Genomic DNA, 21,108 nt, shown 5'->3' with positions numbered 1-21,108 from the left:
ATCACCAACTGCGAGTTCTTCGCGGGCGACATGAAGGACATCCTTACCGACGCATTCGTGGCGGAGCATGGACGTCCAGACGTGATCATCCTCGACCCACCTCGCGCCGGCATCCATCCGGACGTCGCTCAGGTCATCCTCAATGCTGAGCCGGAGCGTATGGTTTATGTCAGCTGCAATCCGGCATCTCAGGCACGCGACCTTGAGATCCTTTGTCAGAAATATGTAATCACGGCGGTCAGGCCGGTGGACATGTTCCCGCAGACCCACCATGTCGAGAACGTCGTAGCCTTGAAACGTAAATAACCATGGAAGTAGCAAAGTACATTTTCGTTGACGACGAAGCGGTCGTCGCACGTATCCAGAAGGCAATCGAGAAGAAGAAGGAGCGCTTCGGTGCAGGTTACTGCCCTTGCGTGACTCCGCTCGCACACAATGAAGATACTCTCTGCCCATGCAAGGAGTATAGGGAGACCGGCCACTGCCACTGCGGCCTCTACAAGGAGTAACACAGAACACACATACACACACAGCGCAATATTATGAAGCATTCGATCAATTTCCCATTCCCAGCAGGCTGGAACATCGAGGAGGAGACCGTCCTCGAGGATGGCATGGAGGTAGAGACCCTCTATGCGACCAAGGGCAAAGCCAGCATCGAGCTCTATGTAGGTGACACACCTGAAGGCTCGGATGCATTCCAGGAATGTATGTTCTCTTATGCCGAGGCATTCGGTGCCAAGGAAGGCGACGAGCTCCCTATCGGCGAGCTTCCTTTCCTCGGTCAGACCGGCGCGTACTACGACGCCGAGGATGACAACGGAAATCCGGTAATCGTCATCTGCGTGGAGCCTAAGGCAGGCACGCTCGTGATGGCAATACTCGGGGAAAAGGACGACGACAGCCTTGATGACCTCATGAGCCTCGTCGACGAGAACCTCAAGGTGGAGTAAGACCACCAAAGCACTTTTAGTTACTGTCTGTTTCAAATTCAAAATATGAAGAAAGCTTTGCTTTGGCTTTCTTCATCTCTGATCGCCATGATGGCGTTCTCCTCAGTGGAGGCGTCTGCACAGACGGATACATACGATTTCGATCCTGACGAATGGTATTATCCTCTGGACAGCATCATCCATTCAGGCTTCCGCCCGAATTCCCCACTCAGGGGAAATCTCAGCCAGGGCTTGAACTGGAGTTCAGAGATGATGGAAAAGCTGCCGAAATTCCTCGGCTACACCGACCCACTACGTTACGTACATCTCCTTCCGGGAGTACAGACTTCCACGGAATACGATTCCGGAATCCACATCCAGGGTTGCGACAACTCCCACAACGACATTGCCATCAACGGCGTGCCGCTCTACGGAGTCACTCACCTCTTCGGACTCTTCTCCGTATTCAACACGGCTCACTACCCTAGAGTGAACTTCAACCATTCGAACTGGTACTACGACCCGAACAGGCTCGGAGGCTCCATCGACATGGCCCTTCCTGAGGAAAATATCAAGAAGGCCGTGGAGGGTGACTTCAACGTAGGCGTCATGTCCGCACAGGGAACCCTGAGGCTCAAGACGGGCAAGAGCTCGACCCTCTTCGTCTCTGCACGCCAGGCATATATCAACCTCCTCTACAAGCATTGGCTCCACATCGGAGGAGACGCGATCAAGTACGGCTTCGGCGACTACAACCTCTCATGGTTCGCCAACCCTACCGAGAGCGACAAGATATGGGTCGACGGATACTTCGGCTACGACAAGGCCGCGACGGCCAGCTCACTCATCGACAATCTCTATCAGGACGTGTCCATCGACTGGGGAAATGCGATGGGAGCAGCGCACTGGAAGCACACTTTCAATGATTGGTCCGTGCTCACCCAGAGCGTATTCACCACGACCTACCACACGACGGTCAACCTGAACCAGACCGAGATCAACATGTACCTTCCTTCGAGGATACTCAACAGCGGCTACAAGGCCCATCTCGACCATGGAACATGGAACGCAGGTACTCAGATCAACTATTACCATGTGCTGCCTCAGGACCCCCATGTGACCGGAGGTGACTACAACACCGGCAGCCAGCAGTACAAGCAGCAGGGTCTCGAACTCTCCGTGTACGGCGGCTACAGGCACAATTTTGACTATAAGTGGGAGATCGAGGCCGGTGCGAAGGGTACCGTCTATGTACCTATCTTCGCGAAGGATACTCCTGAGATCACCAAGGAAAAGACGCAGAGTGTGTATGGCGGCGTCAGTCCTATGGTCTCTCTGAGCTATGCCTTCCCTACCGCCGGCAAGCTCACCGCCATCTACTCATGGAATCAGCAGTATCTCTTCCAGGGTGGCGTGTCTAACCTCGGCCTCCCTATCGAATACTGGTACACCTGCGGAGAATACGGAAAGCCGCAGTACTCTCAGGGCGCCAGCATAGGATACGAACTCAGCTTCGGCAGCGACATGTTCTCGCTCTCTGCCGACGTCTACTACAAGAGGCTCTACAACCAGATCGAATACCGTGGCGACCTCTTCGACTTCGTCTCGGATTCGTACGACATGAACAATTACCTTCTCCACGGAAAGGGACACAACTTCGGACTCAACCTCCTCTTCCACAAGCGTTCCGGCAGCTTCACCGGCTGGGTCAGCTACGCGCTCGGCCGTTCGCTCAGGGAGTTTGAGGAGGAAGGCTACAATGACGGTTTCTACCCTTCTACCCATGAGCGCATCCATGAGCTCAACCTCGTGGGATCATACCAGTACAAGAGGTGGAACTTCGGAGCTACCTTCGTATGTGCGTCAGGCTCTCCTTTCACAGGAACCGAAGGATACTACATCTCCTCAGGCCGAATCATCGCCAAGTACGGCAGATACAACGGTTGCCGCATGAGACCTTACATCAGACTCGACCTTAACGTCAACGTCGACTTCGTAAACAACGAAAAGATGCAGAACGGACTCAGCTTCTCCCTCTACAATGCGCTCGGTCGAAGGAACGACACCGGCTACAGGCTCGTCGTGGACGACAAGGAGGCAGAGCATCAGAGCTTCCGCTATATTCAGAACCACTTCCTCCTCCGCTTCGTGCCTGGAGTAAGCTATTACCACAAGTTCTAAAGTCATGAAGAAGATCATACCTATCATATTGCTCATAATCAGCCTTGCATCCTGCGACGAAAGGAAACCATACCTGACCTACGCGGAACAGGAGATGGTGATTGAAGGATGGATAGACAACGGAGGTTTCCCTTACGTTTTCCTCTCGAAGACCGTGCTCGCCGACGGCAACCCGACATCGATGGAGGACATCGACAAGTACACTGTAAGGCATGCGGAAGTGACCCTGAACGACGGTACTCGCGACTACAAGCTCATCGGTCTGGAGATCGACGAACTGCTCGAGAGACTCAAGGAGATGGACCTGGAGACAGGTTTCGACATACCTTTCACCAAGCTCGAGGAAATGGTTCTCCTTCCTCCTTTCGTGTACACAAGCTTCGAGGTCATAGGTCAGGTCGGCAAGACCTACACCGTCACCGCAAAGTCAGAGGACTACGAGATCGTCGGCTCAAGCACGATTCAGGAGCCTGTAAGCATCACCGAAGTACGTACGGAGAAGGTTACTGACGATCCTGATGACGACAGATACAAGGCAGTCGTATGCTTCAAGGACAATCCTGCGACCCACGACTACTACAAGGCCTTCGTGATGCTCGACGGAAAGAAGCCTATGTTCATGCCATCGCTTCTTGCGAACCTCGACGACGCGTCTCTATATAAGGACTGTGACGACATCGAGGCGGCTAGCAACGTGGAGCTTTCCATCTATCAGGACTTCACCATTCCTATCTCTGATTTCAGGCCATATTTCCACAAGGGCGAGACCGTATACATCAAGCTCGTGAAGATCAGCGAGCGTGAGTTCAAGTACTGGGACGTACTCGAGGAACTCACCATCTTCTCCCGTAACATGTTCTTCCCGACCACGACCAGAATCCAGCCTACTGTACGCGGCGGAGAGGGTTACTGGTGCGCGTATGGTTCAAGCTACGTCAAGGTTACTTTCTAAAAAATATTCATTATCTTTGGTGATTGCGTAAAATCGTTAACTCCAAAGACTATGATTCTTAATATATTCTTACTTCTCCTCGGACTTGCAATGGTTCTCGTGGGCTCTGAAGTCCTCGTGGACGGAGCCTCAGGAGTAGCCCGCAAATGGGGCGTCAGTGAGTTTGTCATCGGAATGACCATCGTCGCTTTCGGAACTTCGGCTCCGGAGATGGTGGTCAGTTTCGTATCCGCATTCGAAGGTAGCGCCGACATGGCCGTCGGCAACATCATAGGATCAAACATCTTCAATACTGCGTTCATCCTTGGACTCTCAGCCCTCCTCTGTCCGGTATTCATCACAGAGACCAATAAGAAGAGGGACATTCCGGTCAATTTCGGCATCACCGTTCTCATCATCCTGCTCGGTATAGTTATCCCATGGGGTACTACTACTCTCAGCAGGATTGAAGGTATCATTTTCCTGTGTCTCTTCGGCTACTATCTCTACAACTCGATAAAGAACGACAGCCCCGAAGAGAGCGAAGACAAGGGACTCGGACTCGGAAGAGCACTCATCTATACCGTGCTAGGCCTCGCTGCACTCATCGGAGGCGGAAAGATATTCGTGAACAACGCTGAGAGCATCGCTACTACCGTGGGACTCAGCGACAAGTTTATCGGCATCACCATCCTTGCCCTCGGCACATCGCTCCCTGAGCTTGCATCCAGCCTCAATGCCGCCCGCAAGGGCAAGAGCCAGATGGCACTCGGAACGATCCTCGGTTCGAACGTATTCAACGTGCTCCTCATCCTCGGAGGTGCTGCCACCATCAAGCCACTTGAGATGAAAGGCATCAGTTTCATCGATTTCTCGGCTCTTCTCGTCTGCAGCGTGGTGCTCCTGCTCGGAGCCTTCCTCAGCAAGAAGAAGGAGCTCCGTTACGGCACTGGAGCGGCACTCCTCTTGACCTTCTTTGCTTATATGACCTACCTCTTCATGACTCTATAGAAAAGCCCTAAATAGCAAACAATTAAAGCCTGTCTTCGAAAGACAGGCTTTAATTATAATATATTTGTCGCGTCTTAGATAGTCATCTGAAGCATCTGCTTTGAGACGATAGGATTCGCATAGATGTCGAGGAAGATTTGACGAAGCTCGTCACGGTTTAGTTCCTTCTCGACGCAGTCAAGCTGCTTCTCCATATATGCGATGAACTCATCCTTGTCCTCCTGAGTGTAGCGGTCGTTGAAGGTGTAGGAATGGTTGCGGAGGTCGTAGGCGATGAAGTTGGTCTTCCAGAGACGATATCCGTCGATCACGCGATGATCCACGAAATGGCGTATGTACTGGTAGCGGTCATTCTTGTCGCAGGTCGCAGCAAGAGAAAGTTCAGCGGTAGTGAGAGGCTTGCCGATGTTGAGATGGACATTGCCCTTCCACTGGTTGATACCATATATAATGCTTGCCCAGTCCTCGCCAGGTGCCTTGACATACTTGCCCTTCCTCGAGATGAGTCTCTCCCTTGCCTTGAAGATGTCGCATGGCTCATACTCATACGAGATGCTGTGCGGAACGATGGTAAGTTCCTCGAAGTTCTCGTCGAAGTTCTTGGTACCGCTCATGTCGAGCATCTTGAGCAAGCCCTGCTCGGTGAGGTCGAGTCCATCCTTGGTCCTACCCTGTCTCTGAGCAAGCCAGATGCTGCTGGTACCAGAAGTGATGGTCGCACGTATGTACTTCGAAAGCTGCTGCGAAGAGAGATAGAGCTCACGCGAGGTGATACCTCTGACGACCTTGACCATACGGTTCGAGCGCATGAGTGCCTCGATGAAGTCGTTGGTGATGAGGTTGCTGCCGACGGCTATCTGAGTGAGGTCGAGTCCGTTCCTGAAGAGAACGAGCTGGGTGATCGCCGGGTCGAAGATGATGTCACGGTGATTGCTCATCGCAAGATACTTCCTGCCGAGGTCAGCCACGTTTGAGATACCGTCGTATGAGAAAGTCTTGATGGTCGTTGCTATCACCCTCTCCACGAGCTTATGCATTACCATGACCTGAAAGTCATTGATGCTGTTGACCTGGAGAAGGAGCTTGGTAAGGAAGTCCGGCTCTTCGTTAGGGAAGATGAACTTCGAACCCGCTGCTATATATGGGTGGTTTGCCACCTGATGGAGGGCTGCCGCAGCCTCGTCATCATTGTACGGGCAGATATCCACGAATTCTGAAAGGTCTACCATTTCAATAAGGTTTAGGATACAAATATAGCAAAATTATTTTGAGCGGAATAGTACCGAGCTGTCGCCGTAGCTGAGGAAGCGGAATCCATGTCCGAGAGCATATTCATATATAGGTCTCCAATTGCCTCCGACAAAGGCGGATATCAGAAGAAGCAGAGTGCTCTGCGGCTGGTGGAAATTGGTTACCAGTATGTCTACGACACGGAACTGGAACCCGGGGACGATGATTATCCTCGTGCCGACGCTGAGTTCATTTCGACCATTGGCCTTGAGCCATGCGATCAGAGCGTCGATTGACTCGGCGGTGGAGTAGCTGTATTCCCTGGAATATGGCATCCACTGGTCCACATCTCCGGGCACGCCTTCCTCTATGCACTTCACGCCAGCATAGTAGAGCGACTCGAGCGTCCTGACCGAAGTCGTACCGACCGCTATGACCTTACCGTCCGCCTTGCGGAGCTTCTCGAGAAAGTCGAGGGTGACGACGAAAGGTTCGCGGTGCATGGTGTGCTCAGCCACATTGTCAGACTTGACCGGTAGGAAGGTACCCGCACCAACATGGAGACATACCGTTTCCATGTCTATGCCCTTTGCCCGAATCTCAGACCTCACGCGCTCGGTGAAATGTAGACCCGCAGTAGGAGCTGCAACAGAACCGCGGAAGCGCGCATAGATAGTCTGGTACCTCTCGAGATCGATGGACTCGGTCTCACGGTTGAGGTATGGTGGGATAGGAATATTTCCGCAGACCTCGAGAACCCTTGAGAAAGGGGCTCCATTGTCCCAAGTGAACTCGACTATGGAAGTCTCGCCCTCACGCATGACGAGGTTAGCCTTGAGATTCATCTGACTGACCTCATCTGTTCCTTCCGGGTTATATAGGCTAAGGACGTCACCTTTCCATTTCTTCACGTTGCCTACGATACATTTCCACTGACAAGACTGTGTCTCGGCGAATACAATATTATATTCATTAGGTCTGTATGGCTCGAGACAGAACACTTCGATATGTGCTCCGGTCTCTCTCTGGAAATGGAGGCGGGCAGGAACGACCTTGGTATCGTTGAAGACCATCATTGAGCCCGCAGGAAGAAAGTCTGCGAGATTTCTGAATTCGGAGCCGATGATCTCTCCGTCCTGATATTTGAGAAGCTTCGAAGCGTCACGTTCTGCGAGTGGGTATTTTGCAATACGCTCATCAGGCAGGTCATAGCTGAAGTCCTTTATGTTCAATTCTGGAATCATGTAGCAAAAATACTCAATTAAAGCGAAATCCCGAAATAGCAGGCTACGTATAAACTGTTTACAATTTACATTTGTAACATGGCGCAAATTTACATTTATTCATTCAATTTTGATTTACATTTATATCCTCACGCTTCTTTGAGTTACATTTTTCATTAAATATTTGTAAATCTTTATTTCTGTAAAATAAGGTAATCTTATATAGGTACACTTGTCATTGTAATCATCTATTAATCTGCATATTATAGAACTTATGTATAGTAATGTTTCCGATAGACTTGTAATTTTAAGCCATTTTAGGCAAATAGGAGGGACAATATGGAGTTTACAAGAATGTATATCTATAAAACCCAGAGTTTTACATACTATTATCTAAATATGTTACTACAAGTAAATATCCAAAATCACTACTACCCTATTATTCGGGTAACATTTATACACATTGCGAAATTTACATTTGTATAAATATTTATTTGTATCTTTGTAAACCGAATATTTACAACAATGAACGTAAGGTTACAACAATTCCTGGCAGCAGAGAACATCTCGCAAGCCCAGTTCGCAGACAGCATCAGCGTGGCGAGAGCCAGCGTGTCACATATAGTCGCAGGTAGGAACAAACCTGGCTTCGACTTCATCAGCAGCATGATCAAACGCTACCCCACACTCAATGTCGACTGGCTTATTACGGGCAACGGAAAAATGTACAAAACGGCCTCTGACGCCCCTGTAGCGCAGGTTTCCAAGCTTGAGCCAAGTACCACTACGCAGCAGGTGCAGGCCGCTGTGCCGTCAGAAGAAAGCTTCGCAAGCGAGAGCGACATAACCTTCGCAGAACCGGATAAGACCATCGACACCCCGGCTGAGACCAAGCCCGCAGAACGCTGTTCAGACGTACAGGACAGCGCTTCTACCGTAAATATTCGAGCCATCAGTGATATCATCACTTCAAGTAAGAACGCGGAACTTATTAAGAACAAGAGAAAAGCCGTCAAGGTAATGATCTTTTTCGACGACGGCACCTTCCAGGAGTTCTAGCATATCCGGCGTTTTTGCTATATTTGCGACACCATGTTCAAGCATCGTCGCTCATACAACAAGTATCACGTACTCCTAAAGTGCATGATGAGCATCCCGTTCTTCGCGATGTTCGTCAAGCTGTTCTTCAAGAGAAAGTATCCGTCACTCGTGAAGGAGGTATGCGGAATCGAGTTCCCCAATCCCCTCGGACTGGGCGGCGGCGTCGATGTGGACTGTGAGTTCTACAACAAGATTGGAAACTCCGGTTTCGGCTTCGTGGAATTCGGATCCGTCACCCCTCTCCCACAGGACAGTCCGATGCCTAACCAGGGCATACGCTATGCCGTGGAGAAGCTCAAGGAACAGGCTCCGAACGTAATCATCGGCGCCAACATCTGCAAGAATTCCAAGACCATCAACGATAACGCTCCGAAGGACTACGAGAAGTGCTTCGCGCTCCTATATGACTTCGTGGACATGTTCATCGTGAACCTCTCCAGCCCGTACGTGGAGAGCGTCTATGAGCTTCAGGAAATAGACCAGCTTTCCGAGGTCGTAGACAGGCTTCTGGAGATGAGGATGTACTTTGACCTATACAGGCCCATATTCATCAAAATTTCGCCCGATTTGGCCCATTCTCAGGTCGATGACATACTCGATTACTGCATGAGATCCGGAATCGACGGAATCGTGGCCTGCAACCTTAGCAAAAACAGCAACGAAGACCTCTTCGAGAAGAACATATCCATGGTGAAATACATCCACGAGAAGACCAAGGGACTTCTCCCTATCATCGGCAGCGGAGGCATAAGGACTCCTGAACAGGCAAAGCAGATGCTCGACGCCGGAGCCTCGCTCGTGGAGATATGCACAGCCTTCGTTACAAGGGGCCCTGCTCTCGTCAGGAAGACCCTCAGATACCTTGACAAGCAAACACACTCATAATCCATGATCAACGCTTCGATCTGCACCATCGGCGATGAGATTCTCATCGGCCAGATTGTCGACACCAACTCTTCTGAAATCTCCAAGGTTCTTGGCGCAATAGGCGTCAGGACTACACGCATGCTGTCAATCGGAGACGACCATGACACCATCATCGAGAACCTCGAAGGAGAGCTTTCCCGCAACTCCATCGTAGTCGTGACAGGCGGACTCGGCCCTACCAAGGACGACATCACCAAGCAGGCACTCGCGGAGCTTTCCCAGAGCACCGGATGGTACGAGCACGCCGGTCAGCTTGCCAAGGTTCATGAGATTCTCTCAAGCAGAGGACTCGAAGTACTCGAGAACAACAAGGCACAGGCTCTCGTTCCTGACCGTTGCGAGGTCATCGTGAACCAGAGAGGTACCGCACCCATCATGGTATTCCGCTTCCCTGAGGAGCGCTTCGGACACAAGGCCGTACTCTACTCTATGCCCGGAGTCCCTTATGAGACCTTAGGCATGCTCCCAGAGGTCGTTGAAGATATAAAGAACAACTTTGAATTAGACCACATAACACATCGTACATTAATGACTTACGGAATTGCCGAGTCTGCCCTATCCAAGCTCATCGAGCCATGGGAGGAAGCGCTTCCGGAAGACATGCACCTCGCCTATCTGCCTAACACAGTCACCGGCGTCAGGCTCAGGTTGTCAGTATATGGCGGTGATCCGACAGAGAATGAGAAAAGGATAGACGAACAGATTGCCGGACTCAAGGCTATCGCGTCTGAATATATCTACTCGGACAAGGACGACAGCCTCCAGGCTGCTGTCGGAGATCTCCTCCGCAAGCATGGCAAGACCATGAGCTGTGCAGAATCATGCACCGGAGGCCTTATTTCTGAGCTCATCGTATCCATTCCAGGCAGTTCAGACTACCACCTCGGCTCGGTCACTTCGTATGCTAATTCAATTAAAATTAATGTATTAGGAGTCCCTAGTGAAATAATCGCTACACATGGTGCGGTAAGCGCGGAGTGTGTCGAGAAGATGGCTGAAGGCGTCAGAAGGCTCACCGGCTCGGACTATTCAGTCGCAACCTCTGGCATTGCAGGTCCTGGAGGCGCTACTCCTGACAAGCCATGCGGCCTTGTATGGATAGGCGTAAGCTCTGCAAGGGGCACACATAGCCATAGTTTTGTTTATAAAAATGACAGAAAACGCAATATGGAGCGTTTTGCTGCCACTGCCCTCAATTTATTACGTCTCGAGATCCTCGAGAGTGAGAAATAATTTGAAATACAATCAATTAATAAACAAAGTAACAAAATAGTTTCAAGGCATAACTATTTTGTTACTTCATCTAAAACCCTAAGAAAGTTCTCTCCTGCTATCTTAGATATGTCATTTTTGCCATATCCTCTAGATTCCAGTTCAAGTAATACTTTAGGTAAATCGGCGACAGAATCAAGCCCCTCCGGAGTATAGTCTATACCGTCAAAATCTGACCCAAGGCCCACATGTTCTACTCCCACAAGCTGGACTACATGGTCTATGTGGTCCACAATTCTCTTATACGAAGGTCTGACAAGATCTCCATCATTGTAGTTCCCATCGAGAAAATATGGATAAAAATTGATCTGTATCACTCCTCCGTTATCAGCCAGAGCCTTGATCATGTCGTCTGCCATGTTCCTTGGCCTGTCTGCCAGAGCCCTGCAGCACGAATGTGTACTTACCACAGGCTTTGTAGAGTACTTGATGACATCCCAGAAAGACTCGTCTGATATGTGCGCTACGTCTATGAGCATTCCTATCCTGTTCATCTCGGCCACGACTTCCCTTCCGAACGGGCTCAGGCCATGCCAAGTCTTCACTTCCGTAGCGCAGGAATCGCAGATATCGTTATTCCCGGCATGCGTAAGTGTCAGATAACGAATACCTTGATCATAATACGACCTGAGGGCATCCAATGACCTTCCAATTGGAAGACCATTCTCCATTCCGAGGAATACAGAGAACAGGCCTTTAGCCTTATTGGCAAAGGCTTCAGCGGACGTAGTAGCAAAAGCACAGCACTCCGGATGTCTTCCGACCTCCATCTTTACTGCAGCCAACATATTGTCTGCAAGCTCTTTAGCTTCGGTCTGTGAAAGTGTATTTGAAGTATAGATTGCAAAAAATGCAGCATCGACTCCCCCTGCTTTGAGCTTGGGGAAGTCGACATGTGCATTTTCGTTGTCCACACTCAGATCGATACCCCTCCTATATATATTAAGAGGCGTATCGCAATGAGAGTCTAAGACGAACATTATTTCTTCTTTGACTTGGTGTCGCTTGAGCGAGTCATAGATGAAGAAACGATCTTCACAACGTCGATGCTCGGATTACCGTTGAAGATAAGGTGGCTTGAACCGGTAAGGTCAACCTTGAGGTGATCCTTCGCATTGATCTCGCAAGTCGATGAATTCTGGAGAGCGATGTCAGCGTCATCCACTACCATGCCGTCAGCGAGAACGGTTGAGCTGTTGCTACCCTCTACCTTGATCTTGTTAGCGTTACCGGTGAAAGTCACTGTAGAAGAACCCTGAGTCTTCACTGCGGTAGACTTGGTGTCAGCATTTACTACCACGTTAGAAGAACCTGCAGTACCTACTACGATATTTGAGCAATTGAGTACGAGGTTTGCGGAAGCATTGTTGGATGCATCAACGGTGATAGAGTTGGTGTAAATGTCGAAACGACCCTGAGCCTTGTTAGAGAGCTTGATGCTTACGTCCTGTGCGTCAAGGGTAAGATTCTTGATGTTGGCATTGTCGCTGAGCTCGATCTTCACGTTGTCAGCCTTCACGTTGTCAGACGAAGTGAGGATGGTGTTGTCCTTGAGCTTGATGCTGTTCACGCTAGGTGCAGTGATCTCCACGCGAAGAACAGGAACGATTGCGTTCTTGCCCTTGAGGGCCTTCTTTACCTCTGGAGCGTATTTCTTCTCATCAACATCGAGGTTGAGAGTGCTACCCTTAACGAATACCTGAACGTTTTCTGAGATGAGCTGGTCTGCTACGATCTTTGCAGAATATGAAGTTCCATGTACGAGCTTGATCTCGAAGTAGTCTGAAGCCTCGATCGAGCTGAAGTTAGTATACTCCTGGACAGTCTCAACTGTCTGAGCCTTTGCAGCGAAAACTGCTGCAACCAAAGTAATGAATGTTACAAGGGTCTTTTTCATAACTTTCTGGTTTATAATTAATTGTTCTACTTTATTTCATTCTTTGCCTTACCGCCTCATAAAGGATGACCGAGCTTGCGACAGACACGTTCAATGATCCGATCTCGCCTGCCATAGGTATCTTAACCCTATCGTCAGCGAGGTCAAGCATGGCCTTGCTGATTCCGGTTCCCTCTGAGCCCATGACCAGGGCAAGAGGACCAGTGAGATCTGTCTCATACATGAGCTTGTCGACTTTCTCTGTCCCTGCCACAATCCTGAAGCCACTCTGTTGCAAATAGTATGCTGCAAGTCTCAGATTAGGAACCTTACATGTGTCGATTCTCATCAGAGCACCTGCAGAAGCCTTCACTGCGTCAGCATTTATGGCAGCACCACCCTTCGCAGGGACGATGATACCCTTTCCACCCGCACACTCGAGAGTCCTGGCTATCGCGCCGAGGTTGCGTACGTCGCTCACTCCGTCGAGTATGACGAGCAGAGGCTGGTCTGAAGTCGCAAGCGCATTGTTCACGAGAGTCTCGATATCTACGTAGTCGATCTCCGAGATATATGCGATGACACCCTGGTGGGCACCACGCACCGAGCGGTTGAGACGCTCCACCGGAACGTACTGGTATGCTATGTCATTCTCTCCGAGCAAGGTAATCAACTCCCTGAATTGAGGTCCCTCAAGTCCTTGTTTCAGAAGCACTTTGTCGAACTTCTTTCCGGCACGGATTGCCTCGATTACGGGATGCATTCCGAAGAGGTACTGCATTTTCTTTTCTTCCATATCAAATATCTAATTGTTCAGAGAGAGTCGCCCATTCGTCAGTCTTGGCGTCCAGTTCCCTCTTGTTCTCGAGGTATGCCCTCGTGAGATCCATGATGTCGTCCTTCGGTCCGGGATTGGCGAGGATGGCCTCAAGGTCTTTCTGTTTCTGTTCTAACTTCGCTATCTCCTTCTCGAGGAAGTCGATACGGTTCTTGATCTTCTTCTCCTCACGCGAGAGATGCTTCTTCGCCTGATACTCCTGCTGAGCGATCTCCTTTTTCTCTATCACCTCTGCAGGTTTCTGCTGAGCAGCACCGAAATGTCTCTCAAGCTCGCTGAGGCTCTCGATCTTGCGCTTCTCCAGGAATTCCTGCACACCACCGAGATGCTCCTTGACCTTACCGTCGCGGAATTCGTACACCTTGTCCACGAGTCCGTCGAGGAAATCTCGGTCATGGGAAACGATGATGAGAGTTCCGTCATAGTTCTGGAGCGCCTGCTTGAGTATGTCCTTGGACAGGATGTCCATGTGGTTGGTTGGCTCATCGAGCGCGAGCAGGTTGTACGGCTTGAGCATGAGCTTCGCCATCGCGAGTCTTGCACGCTCTCCACCGCTGAGCACCGCCACCTTCTTGTCTATGTCCTCTCCCTTGAAAAGGAAGGCCGCGAGTATGTCGCGAAGCTTGGTGCGTATGTCTCCGACCGCAATCCTGTCCAGAGTCTCGAACACGGTATCCTGCTTGTCCAGCACATCCTCCTGGTTCTGGGCGTAGTATCCGATATTGACGTTGTATCCGGTCTTGGCCTCGCCGTCCATAGGATCGAGCTCACGCATGATTACCCTCATGAGGGTGGTCTTACCTTCACCGTTCCTACCCACGAGCGCGATCTTCTCACCCCTGCGCACCTCAATCTGTGCATCAGAGAACACGACCTTCTCCCCATATCCGACCTTGAGGTCCACCGCCTTGAACGCGATGTCGCCGGAACGAGGAGCTGGCGGGAACTTGACGCTTAGGGCAGACTTGTCGACGAGATCGACCTCTATCCTCTCAACCTTCTCGAGTGCCTTGATGCGCGACTGAACCTGGTTGGACTTGGTCGGCTTGTATCGGAACTTCTCGATGAACTCCTCCGTCTTCTCTATCATCCTCTGCTGGTTCTCGAAAGCGGCTCTCTGCTGAGCGATGCGCTCTGCCCTGAGTTCGAGGTACTTGCTGTAAGGAACCTTGTAGTCATGGATGTGACCGAGCATGATCTCGACCGTCCTGTTGGTGACGTTGTCGAGGAACTTACGGTCATGTGAGATAAGAACGAGCGAACCCCTGTAGTCCTTGAGATAGCCTTCGAGCCACTCGATGGATTCGATGTCCAGGTGGTTGGTCGGCTCGTCGAGCAGGAGTACGTCCGGTTTGCCGAGCAGGATCTTCGCGAGTTCGATTCGCATGTTCCAACCCTGGCTGAAAGTCTCCGTCGGCCTCTCGAGCTCTTCATACTTGAATCCAAGTCCCATCAGAGTGCGCTCGGCCTGAACCAAAGGAGATTCAGACTGGGACATGCTCAGGTGGTCGTTGATCTCATTCATGCGGATGATGAGATTCTGGTATGCATCAGACTCATAGTCCGTCCTCTCGGCAAGCTGCACCGAGATTGAATCCAGCTCCGCTTCCATCGCTGCGATGTCCGCGAAAGCCGTCATGGCCTCGTCAATCACGCTGCGGCCACGATGATGTTCCATGATCTGTGGGAGGTATCCAATCCTCACCCCGTTAGGCACTGCGACCTTACCTGTGGTAGGATTCTGGAGTCCGCAGATCAGCTTGAGTATCGTAGACTTTCCTGCACCGTTCTTGCCGACAAGACCGATCTTATCCGCCTCGCTGATATGGAAGTTGATATCATTCAGCAAGGTGAATCCGCCATAGGCTACGGTTAATGAATTTATTGAAATCATTCCGCGGAAGTCTTTTTCTTACAAATAATTATACTAAAACCATAAAGCAGGAAAAGCGGCAGGCTGACTATACTCAGCGAGACCGGATCTCCCGAAGGAGTAATGAGGGCGGCAAGGACTACCACGACGAGGACAGCATACCTCCATCCCTTTGCGAGCATCTCCCTGGTCAGGATTCCGAAGGTCGAGAGCAAGGCCACCACGGTCGGAAACTCGAACACGATACCGAAAATCAGCACGGTCCCGGCAAAGGTGGAGATGTAGGAATTCAGGCTGATCATATTCGTGACCGAGCCGCTGATGCTGTAGCCGTCGAAGAAGTTGACCATCAACGGGAGCACCACCACATATCCCACTGCCACTCCGACATAGAAGAGCAGCGATGCGAACAGGAATGCTCCGCTCACCGATTTCTTCTCATTGTCATACAGGGCCGGAGCTATGAATTTCCATATCTCGAAGAGCACCACAGGGAATCCGAGCACCAGGCCGGAAATCGCACATACCTTCATGTGGACCATGAACTGGGCCGCGACCTCCGTATTGATGAGCGTCAGGCTCGTATCGGTTCCGAAGAATCGGTACACGAAGAAATCGCTGCGAGTCGGCGCGAGTATCACCCCGTCGAAAAGGAAGTCCTTGAAGAAGAAAAGGACTACTGCAATCACCAGCACGGCTGCACCCGAGCGGAATACCATCCATCTCAGGGCCTCCAGGTGATCCCAGAATGTCATTTCCTTCTCAGCCATTCCTTACTCTTCCTTCTTGGTCTCTTCGTCAGAGTTGAGCTCCTTCTTGATGTCCTTGAGCTCGTTCTCTGCCTCCTTCATTCCCGACTTGAACTCCTTGACACCCTTGCCAAGTCCCTTCATGAGCTCTGGAATCCTCTTGCCTCCGAAGAGGAGAAGAATTACGAGGGCGATGATGACCCACTCCATGCCGTTGATCATCAACGGGAACATAAGCATTGCGTTCATAGTATCAATGGTTTTATGGTTATTATTACTTCAATGACTTGAGTGAAGCCTCGATGTTCTCGATCTTCGAGAGTGCATCTGCCTCCTTCTTGCGTTCGTTGGCAACGACAGCCTCAGGAGCACCGGCAACAAACTTCTCGTTAGAGAGTTTCTTGCGTACAGAATTGAGGAAGCCCTGGTAGTATGCAAGCTCCTTCTCGAGCTTCTCGATCTCCTCAGCGACGTTAACGAGTCCTGCGAGTTCGACGAAGATCTTGCTGGTGCCAGCCATTACGGTCACGCCGGTACCCTCAGCCTCGCCTGCTGCAACAGCGACGTTGGCGAGTTTCTCGACCACTGCAACGACCTCTGCAGGGAAGCTTGCGTCAACCTTTACGTTGAGTGCATCCTTTGGTGAAAGGCTCTTCTCCTGACGTACGTTTCGTATACCGGCCACTGCCTGGCAAGCGGTCTCGAACTTCGCGATGAACTCTGCATCATAAGGCTTGGCCTCAGGGAAACGCTGGAGCATGATGGTCTCGCCCTCTGCGCGCTCTGCCATGTTCTGCCAGAGTTCCTCGGTGATGAACGGCATGATAGGATGGATCATCTTGAGGAGAGCCTCGAAGAAACCGAGAGTCTGCTCGTAGGTCTTGCGATCGATGCCTGCGCCATAGGCTGGCTTGATAGCCTCGAGGTACCATGCGCAATAGTCATCCCAGAAGAGCTTGTACACTGTCATGAGCGCATCCGAGATACGGAACTTGGCGAAATGGTCGTTCACTGCCTCGATAGTCTGGCTGAGCTTGCTGTCGAACCACTTCACTGCCACTGCAGATGCCTCAGGCTGCGCTGCGTTCTCGTCGATCTCCCAACCGCTCACAAGACGGAATGAGTTCCAGATTTTGTTGCAGAAGTTACGTCCCTGCTCCACCTGGCTCTCATCGTAGAGAATGTCGCTACCTGCTGAGCTGCAGAGAAGCATACCGAGACGCACAGCGTCTGCACCGTACTTGTCGATGAGGTCGAGAGGGTTCGGAGAGTTTCCGAGGGTCTTGCTCATCTTGCGACCGATCTTGTCGCGTACGATACCGGTGAAATATACGTTGTGGAAAGGAACGTCGTTCATGAACTCGTTTCCTGCCATGATCATACGTGCAACCCAGAAGAAGATGATGTCCGGACCGGTCACGAGGTCATTGGTAGGATAGTAGTATGCGAGGTCAGCGTTAGGCTTGTGGTCTGGCTGTCCAGGCATCTGAGGATCGAATACTGAGATTGGCCAGAGCCAGCTGCTGAACCAGGTGTCGAGCACGTCCTCGTCCTGACGAAGGTCAGCTGCAGTGAGGGCAGGATTGATCTTCTGAGCCTCTGCGAGAGCCTTCTCTGCAGTCGCCTCTACGATAACCGAGCCGTCAGGAAGGTAGAAGGCAGGGATACGCTGACCCCACCAGAGCTGGCGGCTGATGCACCAGTCGCGCGCATTCTCCATCCAGTGGCGATATGTATTGCGATACTTGTCCGGGATGAACTTGATGAAACCGTCCTCTACGCTGCCGAGTGCGCGTGGTGCAAGCTCCTCCATCTTGAGGAACCACTGTGCGCTGAGCTTAGGCTCGATGACAGCGTTGGTACGCTCTGAATAGCCGATCGGTGAGGTATAGTCCTCGATCCTCTCGATATTGCCGGCTTCCTCGAGCATCTTCGCGATCTTCTTGCGAGCCTCGAAACGGTCCTCGCCGACGAGGATCTGTGCCTCTTCGGTGAGACGTCCGCGGTCGTCGATGATGTCAAGTATAGGAAGGTTGTGGCGGAGACCGATCTCGTAGTCATGTGCATCGTGTGCAGGGGTAACCTTGAGGCAACCAGTACCGAAGTCCATCTCTACATAGTCGTCCTCGATGATAGGAATCTCCTTGTTGATAAGAGGGATGAGCACCTTCTTGCCCTTCATCCAGTGATGACGCTCGTCATTAGGATTGACGCAGATTGCGGCATCGGCCATGATGGTCTCAGGACGGGTGGTAGCCACCACGATATACTTGTCGGTAGGATTGCCGTTGCCGTCGCTGATGAAGTAGCGCATGTGGTAGAACTTGCTGGCAGTGTCGCGGTGGATCACCTCGTCGTCGCTGACAGCTGTGTGTCCCTCCGGATCCCAGTTGACCATACGCACGCCGCGATAGATCCAACCCTTCTTGTAGAAGTACACGAAGGTGTTGATGACTGCGTCAGAGAGCTCCGGCTCCATGGTGAAGCGGGTACGGTCCCAGTCGCAGGATGCGCCGAGCTTGCGGAGCTGCTTGAGGATGATGCCTCCGTGCTCCTCCTTCCACTCCCATGCATACTTGAGGAACTCCTCGCGGGTGAGGTCCTCCTTGTTGATGCCCATACCCTTGAGCTTTGCTACGACCTTGTTCTCGGTAGCGATGGATGCATGGTCGGTACCAGGCACCCAGCAAGCGTTCTTGCCGTCCATACGTGCCTTGCGGATGAGCACGTCGTTGAGGGTATTGTTGAGCACATGGCCCATGTGAAGGATTCCGGTCACGTTCGGTGGCGGAATCACGATTGTGTATGGTTCGCGTGAATCTGGCTCTGAATGGAAGAACTTGTGGTCAAGCCAATAGGCATACCACCTGTCCTCGACTGAGGATGGATTGTACTTTGCGTCTAGCATCTTTATCAATAAATTTTATCGTTTTCAATTCACTTGTCCCCGCACGTACGCAACGCGTATGCGCACGCATGCGGGCACAATCACGCAAAGATAAGAAATAATTGCTAAATTTGCAGAAAACAACTACATACCATGGCAGAAGAAAAACAGCTCGGAATCGAAATCAAGCCTGATATTGCAGGCGGCTCATATTCCAACCTCGCAATCATAACCCACTCCAACAGCGAATTCGTATTCGACTTCGCAGCAATGCTCCCAGGAATGCCTAAGGCAATGGTACAGAACAGAGTAATCATGACCCCGGAGCATGCAAAGAGACTCTTCCTCGCGCTCCAGGACAACCTCCAGAAGTACGAGAACATGAACGGCCCTATCGAGCTCAGCAACGCTCCTAAGGGCGGCACCTTCCCTATGGGCGGTTTCGGCGGTAACGGAGCTAAGTCATAGATGGAGCAGAAACTCAGCAAGATCAAGGCTTTCGTCTTCGACGTGGACGGAGTCATGACTGGCGGCACCATACTCGCCCTCCCTGACGGCGACCTCCTCCGCACCTTCGATGCGAAGGACGGATTCGCATTCAGGATGGCATCGATGCATGGATACCACCTCTGCGCGATCACTGGCGGAAGCTCAGAAAGTATACGCAAGCGTCTGGTGACCTGCGGTTTCAAGAGCGAGAACGTCTATATCCATTCCCGCAACAAGATCCTGGATTTCAATGACTTCTGTCAGAGAAACAATGTCGCTCCCGAAGAGGTTCTCTACATCGGAGACGACATGCCTGACGTATGCGTAATGGAACTCTGTGGCCTCGCAGTCGCCCCTGCGGGCGCATGCTCCGAGTGCATAGAGGTTGCAGACTACGTATCCCCTCGTCCTGGTGGCAAGGGTTGCGTGCGTCACTCTATCGAGATGGTCATGAAGACCCAGGGCACATGGACTCTCGACACAGAAGTCTACAAAGCAAGATTCTGATGGAACTCAAGGGAAAGAAAATCATACTCGCAAGCAACTCCCCTCGCAGGCGCGAGCTGCTTGCCGGGATGGATGTCGAATTTACTGTCGACACCCGTAACAGCTTCGACGAGAAATGGGACCCATCCACTCCGCACGATCAGGTACCTGCCCTCATGGCTGAAGGAAAGTCAAACGGATTCTGGCGCGAGCTTGAGAAGGATGAGATACTCATCACTTCGGACACCATGGTCCTGATGGACAAGATGATCATGGGCAAGCCGCACAGCCGCGAACAGGCTGTCGAGATGCTCCGGTCCCTTTCCGGCAACACTCACGAGGTCATCTCAGCCGTCACTGTCCGTGATGGGCTCGGCCGCAAGGAGACCTTCTCTGACGTCGCATATGTCAGCTTCAAGGAACTCACTCTCGGCGAGATCGACTATTACATCGACAACTACAAGCCTTTCGACAAGGCCGGCGCCTACGGCATCCAGGAATGGATAGGCTACATCGGAATCACCAAGCTGGAAGGATCATTCTACACCGTGATGGGCTTCCCTGTCCACCGCGTCTACGACGCCCTCCTCCGCTTCATCTAGACACTCCCCGATGAGGCTTCCTTGCCGGGAAATCGTCATTATTGGCTCTGAAGTCATATAGTCCGGTCTCCGTCTCAAGTTCCTTGCAGGTGTAGGAATTGCGTGCGACAAGATTCGCGAGCGTCTTATTGCCTGAGCCGTCCGTGAGCTGGACAGCCTTTGTCCTGGATGTCATGTTGCCGTTCAGGTCATAGCCGTATCTTTCGGTGAACAGCCCGGAGCCGGAGGCATCCGCATACTCTGCTGCCGTCAGTCTGGAGAGGCCGTCGTACCTGTAGACGTAACCCCTGTCTGATGTCTCACCAGGGTTCCTCCAACTCGTCTCCGATATCTTTCCGTCCCAGCGTGGTGTGCTGCTGTCCTCATGACGGATTCCCTCGGAGAATAGGTCCCCATCTAAATTATATGACATAAGCATATCTTAGGATAAAGATTATAGGAAGTGCATGAAATATTATATATGCTGCGATGAGGGTCAGCTGCATCAATATAGGCAGGGA

Annotated in this window: 21 protein-coding genes and 1 pseudogene; 12 read left to right on the top strand and 10 right to left on the bottom strand. The window is 51.4% G+C overall.

Features of this window, described 5'->3' with window-relative positions:
• The 6 genes and pseudogenes from AC06ND_RS04790 to AC06ND_RS04765 form a co-directional block, all read left to right on the top strand.
• Window positions 1–306: pseudogene (locus AC06ND_RS04790) on the top strand (23S rRNA (uracil(1939)-C(5))-methyltransferase RlmD); the annotation flags it as partial.
• 2 nt (window positions 307–308) lie between these two features.
• Entirely contained in the window at window positions 309–509 is a 201-nt protein-coding gene (locus tag AC06ND_RS04785) for a ferredoxin-thioredoxin reductase catalytic domain-containing protein (protein WP_475677851.1), read from the top strand.
• 33 nt (window positions 510–542) lie between these two features.
• Window positions 543–953 carry a hypothetical protein gene (locus tag AC06ND_RS04780; protein WP_475677850.1) on the top strand — a complete coding sequence of 137 codons (411 nt, stop codon included), beginning with the start codon at window positions 543–545 and terminating at the stop codon, window positions 951–953.
• 45 nt (window positions 954–998) lie between these two features.
• The gene (locus tag AC06ND_RS04775) at window positions 999–3,113 is read left to right on the top strand and encodes a TonB-dependent receptor plug domain-containing protein (protein ID WP_475677849.1); all 2,115 of its coding nucleotides are present in this window, start codon (window positions 999–1,001) and stop codon (window positions 3,111–3,113) included.
• Between the two features lie 4 nt (window positions 3,114–3,117).
• Complete coding sequence (locus AC06ND_RS04770) at window positions 3,118–4,065, top strand: DUF4249 family protein (RefSeq protein WP_475677848.1); 948 nt, start codon at window positions 3,118–3,120, stop codon at window positions 4,063–4,065.
• 51 nt (window positions 4,066–4,116) lie between these two features.
• On the top strand, window positions 4,117–5,055 hold the full coding sequence (locus tag AC06ND_RS04765; protein ID WP_475677847.1) for a calcium/sodium antiporter: 939 nt from the start codon (window positions 4,117–4,119) through the stop codon (window positions 5,053–5,055).
• A gap of 74 nt (window positions 5,056–5,129) precedes the next feature.
• Here AC06ND_RS04765 and AC06ND_RS04760 read toward each other — a convergent pair whose 3' ends face one another.
• Both AC06ND_RS04760 and AC06ND_RS04755 read right to left on the bottom strand, forming a co-directional pair.
• A complete protein-coding gene (locus tag AC06ND_RS04760) occupies window positions 5,130–6,284 on the bottom strand; it encodes a lysophospholipid acyltransferase family protein (protein WP_475677846.1) in 1,155 nt (384 codons plus the stop codon).
• A 33-nt stretch (window positions 6,285–6,317) separates the two neighbouring features.
• Window positions 6,318–7,529 (bottom strand): S-adenosylmethionine:tRNA ribosyltransferase-isomerase, encoded by a 1,212-nt coding sequence (locus tag AC06ND_RS04755; RefSeq protein ID WP_475677845.1) that lies wholly within the window; start codon window positions 7,527–7,529, stop codon window positions 6,318–6,320.
• A gap of 504 nt (window positions 7,530–8,033) precedes the next feature.
• On the opposite strand from AC06ND_RS04755, the gene AC06ND_RS04750 reads away from it, so the two are divergent.
• The 3 genes from AC06ND_RS04750 to AC06ND_RS04740 are packed head-to-tail and all read left to right on the top strand — an operon-like array spanning window position 8,034 to window position 10,769.
• Window positions 8,034–8,567, top strand: coding sequence for a helix-turn-helix domain-containing protein (locus AC06ND_RS04750; protein ID WP_475677844.1), 534 nt, complete (start codon window positions 8,034–8,036; stop codon window positions 8,565–8,567).
• Between the two features lie 33 nt (window positions 8,568–8,600).
• On the top strand, window positions 8,601–9,494 hold the full coding sequence (locus tag AC06ND_RS04745) for a HisA/HisF-related TIM barrel protein (protein WP_475677843.1): 894 nt from the start codon (window positions 8,601–8,603) through the stop codon (window positions 9,492–9,494).
• A gap of 3 nt (window positions 9,495–9,497) precedes the next feature.
• A complete protein-coding gene (locus AC06ND_RS04740; RefSeq protein ID WP_475677842.1) occupies window positions 9,498–10,769 on the top strand; it encodes a CinA family nicotinamide mononucleotide deamidase-related protein in 1,272 nt (423 codons plus the stop codon).
• Between the two features lie 53 nt (window positions 10,770–10,822).
• On the opposite strand, the gene AC06ND_RS04735 is transcribed toward AC06ND_RS04740, so the two are convergent.
• The 7 genes from AC06ND_RS04735 to AC06ND_RS04705 are packed head-to-tail and all read right to left on the bottom strand — an operon-like array spanning window position 10,823 to window position 19,052.
• A complete protein-coding gene (locus AC06ND_RS04735; RefSeq protein WP_475677841.1) occupies window positions 10,823–11,788 on the bottom strand; it encodes a dipeptidase in 966 nt (321 codons plus the stop codon).
• Window positions 11,788–12,705: a GIN domain-containing protein gene (locus AC06ND_RS04730; protein WP_475677840.1), complete on the bottom strand. Its 918-nt coding sequence runs from the start codon at window positions 12,703–12,705 to the stop codon at window positions 11,788–11,790. The genes AC06ND_RS04735 and AC06ND_RS04730 overlap by 1 nt, the downstream gene beginning before the upstream one ends.
• Window positions 12,706–12,736: 31 nt before the next feature.
• Entirely contained in the window at window positions 12,737–13,480 is a 744-nt protein-coding gene (gene rlmB, locus AC06ND_RS04725; RefSeq protein WP_475677839.1) for a 23S rRNA (guanosine(2251)-2'-O)-methyltransferase RlmB, read from the bottom strand.
• A gap of 1 nt (window position 13,481) precedes the next feature.
• Window positions 13,482–15,416: an ABC-F family ATP-binding cassette domain-containing protein gene (locus tag AC06ND_RS04720; protein WP_475677838.1), complete on the bottom strand. Its 1,935-nt coding sequence runs from the start codon at window positions 15,414–15,416 to the stop codon at window positions 13,482–13,484.
• On the bottom strand, window positions 15,413–16,165 hold the full coding sequence (tatC, locus tag AC06ND_RS04715) for a twin-arginine translocase subunit TatC (protein ID WP_475677837.1): 753 nt from the start codon (window positions 16,163–16,165) through the stop codon (window positions 15,413–15,415). Before tatC ends, AC06ND_RS04720 begins: the two co-directional genes overlap by 4 nt.
• Window positions 16,166–16,168: 3 nt before the next feature.
• Window positions 16,169–16,393, bottom strand: coding sequence for a Sec-independent protein translocase subunit TatA/TatB (locus tag AC06ND_RS04710; RefSeq protein ID WP_475677836.1), 225 nt, complete (start codon window positions 16,391–16,393; stop codon window positions 16,169–16,171).
• A gap of 25 nt (window positions 16,394–16,418) precedes the next feature.
• On the bottom strand, window positions 16,419–19,052 hold the full coding sequence (locus AC06ND_RS04705) for a valine--tRNA ligase (RefSeq protein WP_475677835.1): 2,634 nt from the start codon (window positions 19,050–19,052) through the stop codon (window positions 16,419–16,421).
• 132 nt (window positions 19,053–19,184) lie between these two features.
• Between AC06ND_RS04705 and AC06ND_RS04700 the strand changes: the two genes are divergently transcribed.
• Genes AC06ND_RS04700 through AC06ND_RS04690 form a run of 3 tightly spaced genes read left to right on the top strand, consistent with a single transcriptional unit; the run spans window position 19,185 to window position 20,608 of the window.
• Window positions 19,185–19,499 carry a DUF3467 domain-containing protein gene (locus AC06ND_RS04700; protein ID WP_475677834.1) on the top strand — a complete coding sequence of 105 codons (315 nt, stop codon included), beginning with the start codon at window positions 19,185–19,187 and terminating at the stop codon, window positions 19,497–19,499.
• Entirely contained in the window at window positions 19,500–20,027 is a 528-nt protein-coding gene (locus AC06ND_RS04695) for a KdsC family phosphatase (RefSeq protein WP_475677833.1), read from the top strand.
• Window positions 20,027–20,608: a Maf family nucleotide pyrophosphatase gene (locus AC06ND_RS04690; protein ID WP_475677832.1), complete on the top strand. Its 582-nt coding sequence runs from the start codon at window positions 20,027–20,029 to the stop codon at window positions 20,606–20,608. Before AC06ND_RS04695 ends, AC06ND_RS04690 begins: the two co-directional genes overlap by 1 nt.
• Here AC06ND_RS04690 and AC06ND_RS04685 read toward each other — a convergent pair.
• Window positions 20,601–21,020 carry a hypothetical protein gene (locus AC06ND_RS04685; protein ID WP_475677831.1) on the bottom strand — a complete coding sequence of 140 codons (420 nt, stop codon included), beginning with the start codon at window positions 21,018–21,020 and terminating at the stop codon, window positions 20,601–20,603. The two genes, AC06ND_RS04690 and AC06ND_RS04685, sit on opposite strands and share 8 nt — an antisense overlap.
• Window positions 21,021–21,108: the final 88 nt, after the last annotated feature.

This window comes from Candidatus Cryptobacteroides sp. (assembly GCF_056207615.1).
Note: the sequence above shows the minus strand (reverse complement) of the source record. Positions and strands in the feature narration are given on the sequence as shown.

Bases quoted from the DNA above. Each gene is read 5' to 3' on its own strand.
- AC06ND_RS04710 (WP_475677836.1), bottom strand. From the start codon at position 16,393: ATGAACGCAATGCTTATGTTCCCGTTGATGATCAACGGCATGGAGTGG.
- AC06ND_RS04705 (WP_475677835.1), bottom strand. From the start codon at position 19,052: ATGCTAGACGCAAAGTACAATCCATCCTCAGTCGAGGACAGGTGGTAT.
- AC06ND_RS04770 (WP_475677848.1), top strand. From the start codon at position 3,118: ATGAAGAAGATCATACCTATCATATTGCTCATAATCAGCCTTGCATCC.
- AC06ND_RS04740 (WP_475677842.1), top strand. From the start codon at position 9,498: ATGATCAACGCTTCGATCTGCACCATCGGCGATGAGATTCTCATCGGC.
- rlmB (WP_475677839.1), bottom strand. From the start codon at position 13,480: ATGGAAGAAAAGAAAATGCAGTACCTCTTCGGAATGCATCCCGTAATC.
- AC06ND_RS04690 (WP_475677832.1), top strand. From the start codon at position 20,027: ATGGAACTCAAGGGAAAGAAAATCATACTCGCAAGCAACTCCCCTCGC.
- AC06ND_RS04775 (WP_475677849.1), top strand. From the start codon at position 999: ATGAAGAAAGCTTTGCTTTGGCTTTCTTCATCTCTGATCGCCATGATG.
- AC06ND_RS04735 (WP_475677841.1), bottom strand. From the start codon at position 11,788: ATGTTCGTCTTAGACTCTCATTGCGATACGCCTCTTAATATATATAGG.
- AC06ND_RS04730 (WP_475677840.1), bottom strand. From the start codon at position 12,705: ATGAAAAAGACCCTTGTAACATTCATTACTTTGGTTGCAGCAGTTTTC.
- AC06ND_RS04685 (WP_475677831.1), bottom strand. From the start codon at position 21,020: ATGTCATATAATTTAGATGGGGACCTATTCTCCGAGGGAATCCGTCAT.
- AC06ND_RS04700 (WP_475677834.1), top strand. From the start codon at position 19,185: ATGGCAGAAGAAAAACAGCTCGGAATCGAAATCAAGCCTGATATTGCA.
- AC06ND_RS04760 (WP_475677846.1), bottom strand. From the start codon at position 6,284: ATGGTAGACCTTTCAGAATTCGTGGATATCTGCCCGTACAATGATGAC.
- tatC (WP_475677837.1), bottom strand. From the start codon at position 16,165: ATGGCTGAGAAGGAAATGACATTCTGGGATCACCTGGAGGCCCTGAGA.
- AC06ND_RS04750 (WP_475677844.1), top strand. From the start codon at position 8,034: ATGAACGTAAGGTTACAACAATTCCTGGCAGCAGAGAACATCTCGCAA.
- AC06ND_RS04755 (WP_475677845.1), bottom strand. From the start codon at position 7,529: ATGATTCCAGAATTGAACATAAAGGACTTCAGCTATGACCTGCCTGAT.
- AC06ND_RS04745 (WP_475677843.1), top strand. From the start codon at position 8,601: ATGTTCAAGCATCGTCGCTCATACAACAAGTATCACGTACTCCTAAAG.
- AC06ND_RS04785 (WP_475677851.1), top strand. From the start codon at position 309: ATGGAAGTAGCAAAGTACATTTTCGTTGACGACGAAGCGGTCGTCGCA.
- AC06ND_RS04720 (WP_475677838.1), bottom strand. From the start codon at position 15,416: ATGATTTCAATAAATTCATTAACCGTAGCCTATGGCGGATTCACCTTG.
- AC06ND_RS04695 (WP_475677833.1), top strand. From the start codon at position 19,500: ATGGAGCAGAAACTCAGCAAGATCAAGGCTTTCGTCTTCGACGTGGAC.
- AC06ND_RS04765 (WP_475677847.1), top strand. From the start codon at position 4,117: ATGATTCTTAATATATTCTTACTTCTCCTCGGACTTGCAATGGTTCTC.
- AC06ND_RS04780 (WP_475677850.1), top strand. From the start codon at position 543: ATGAAGCATTCGATCAATTTCCCATTCCCAGCAGGCTGGAACATCGAG.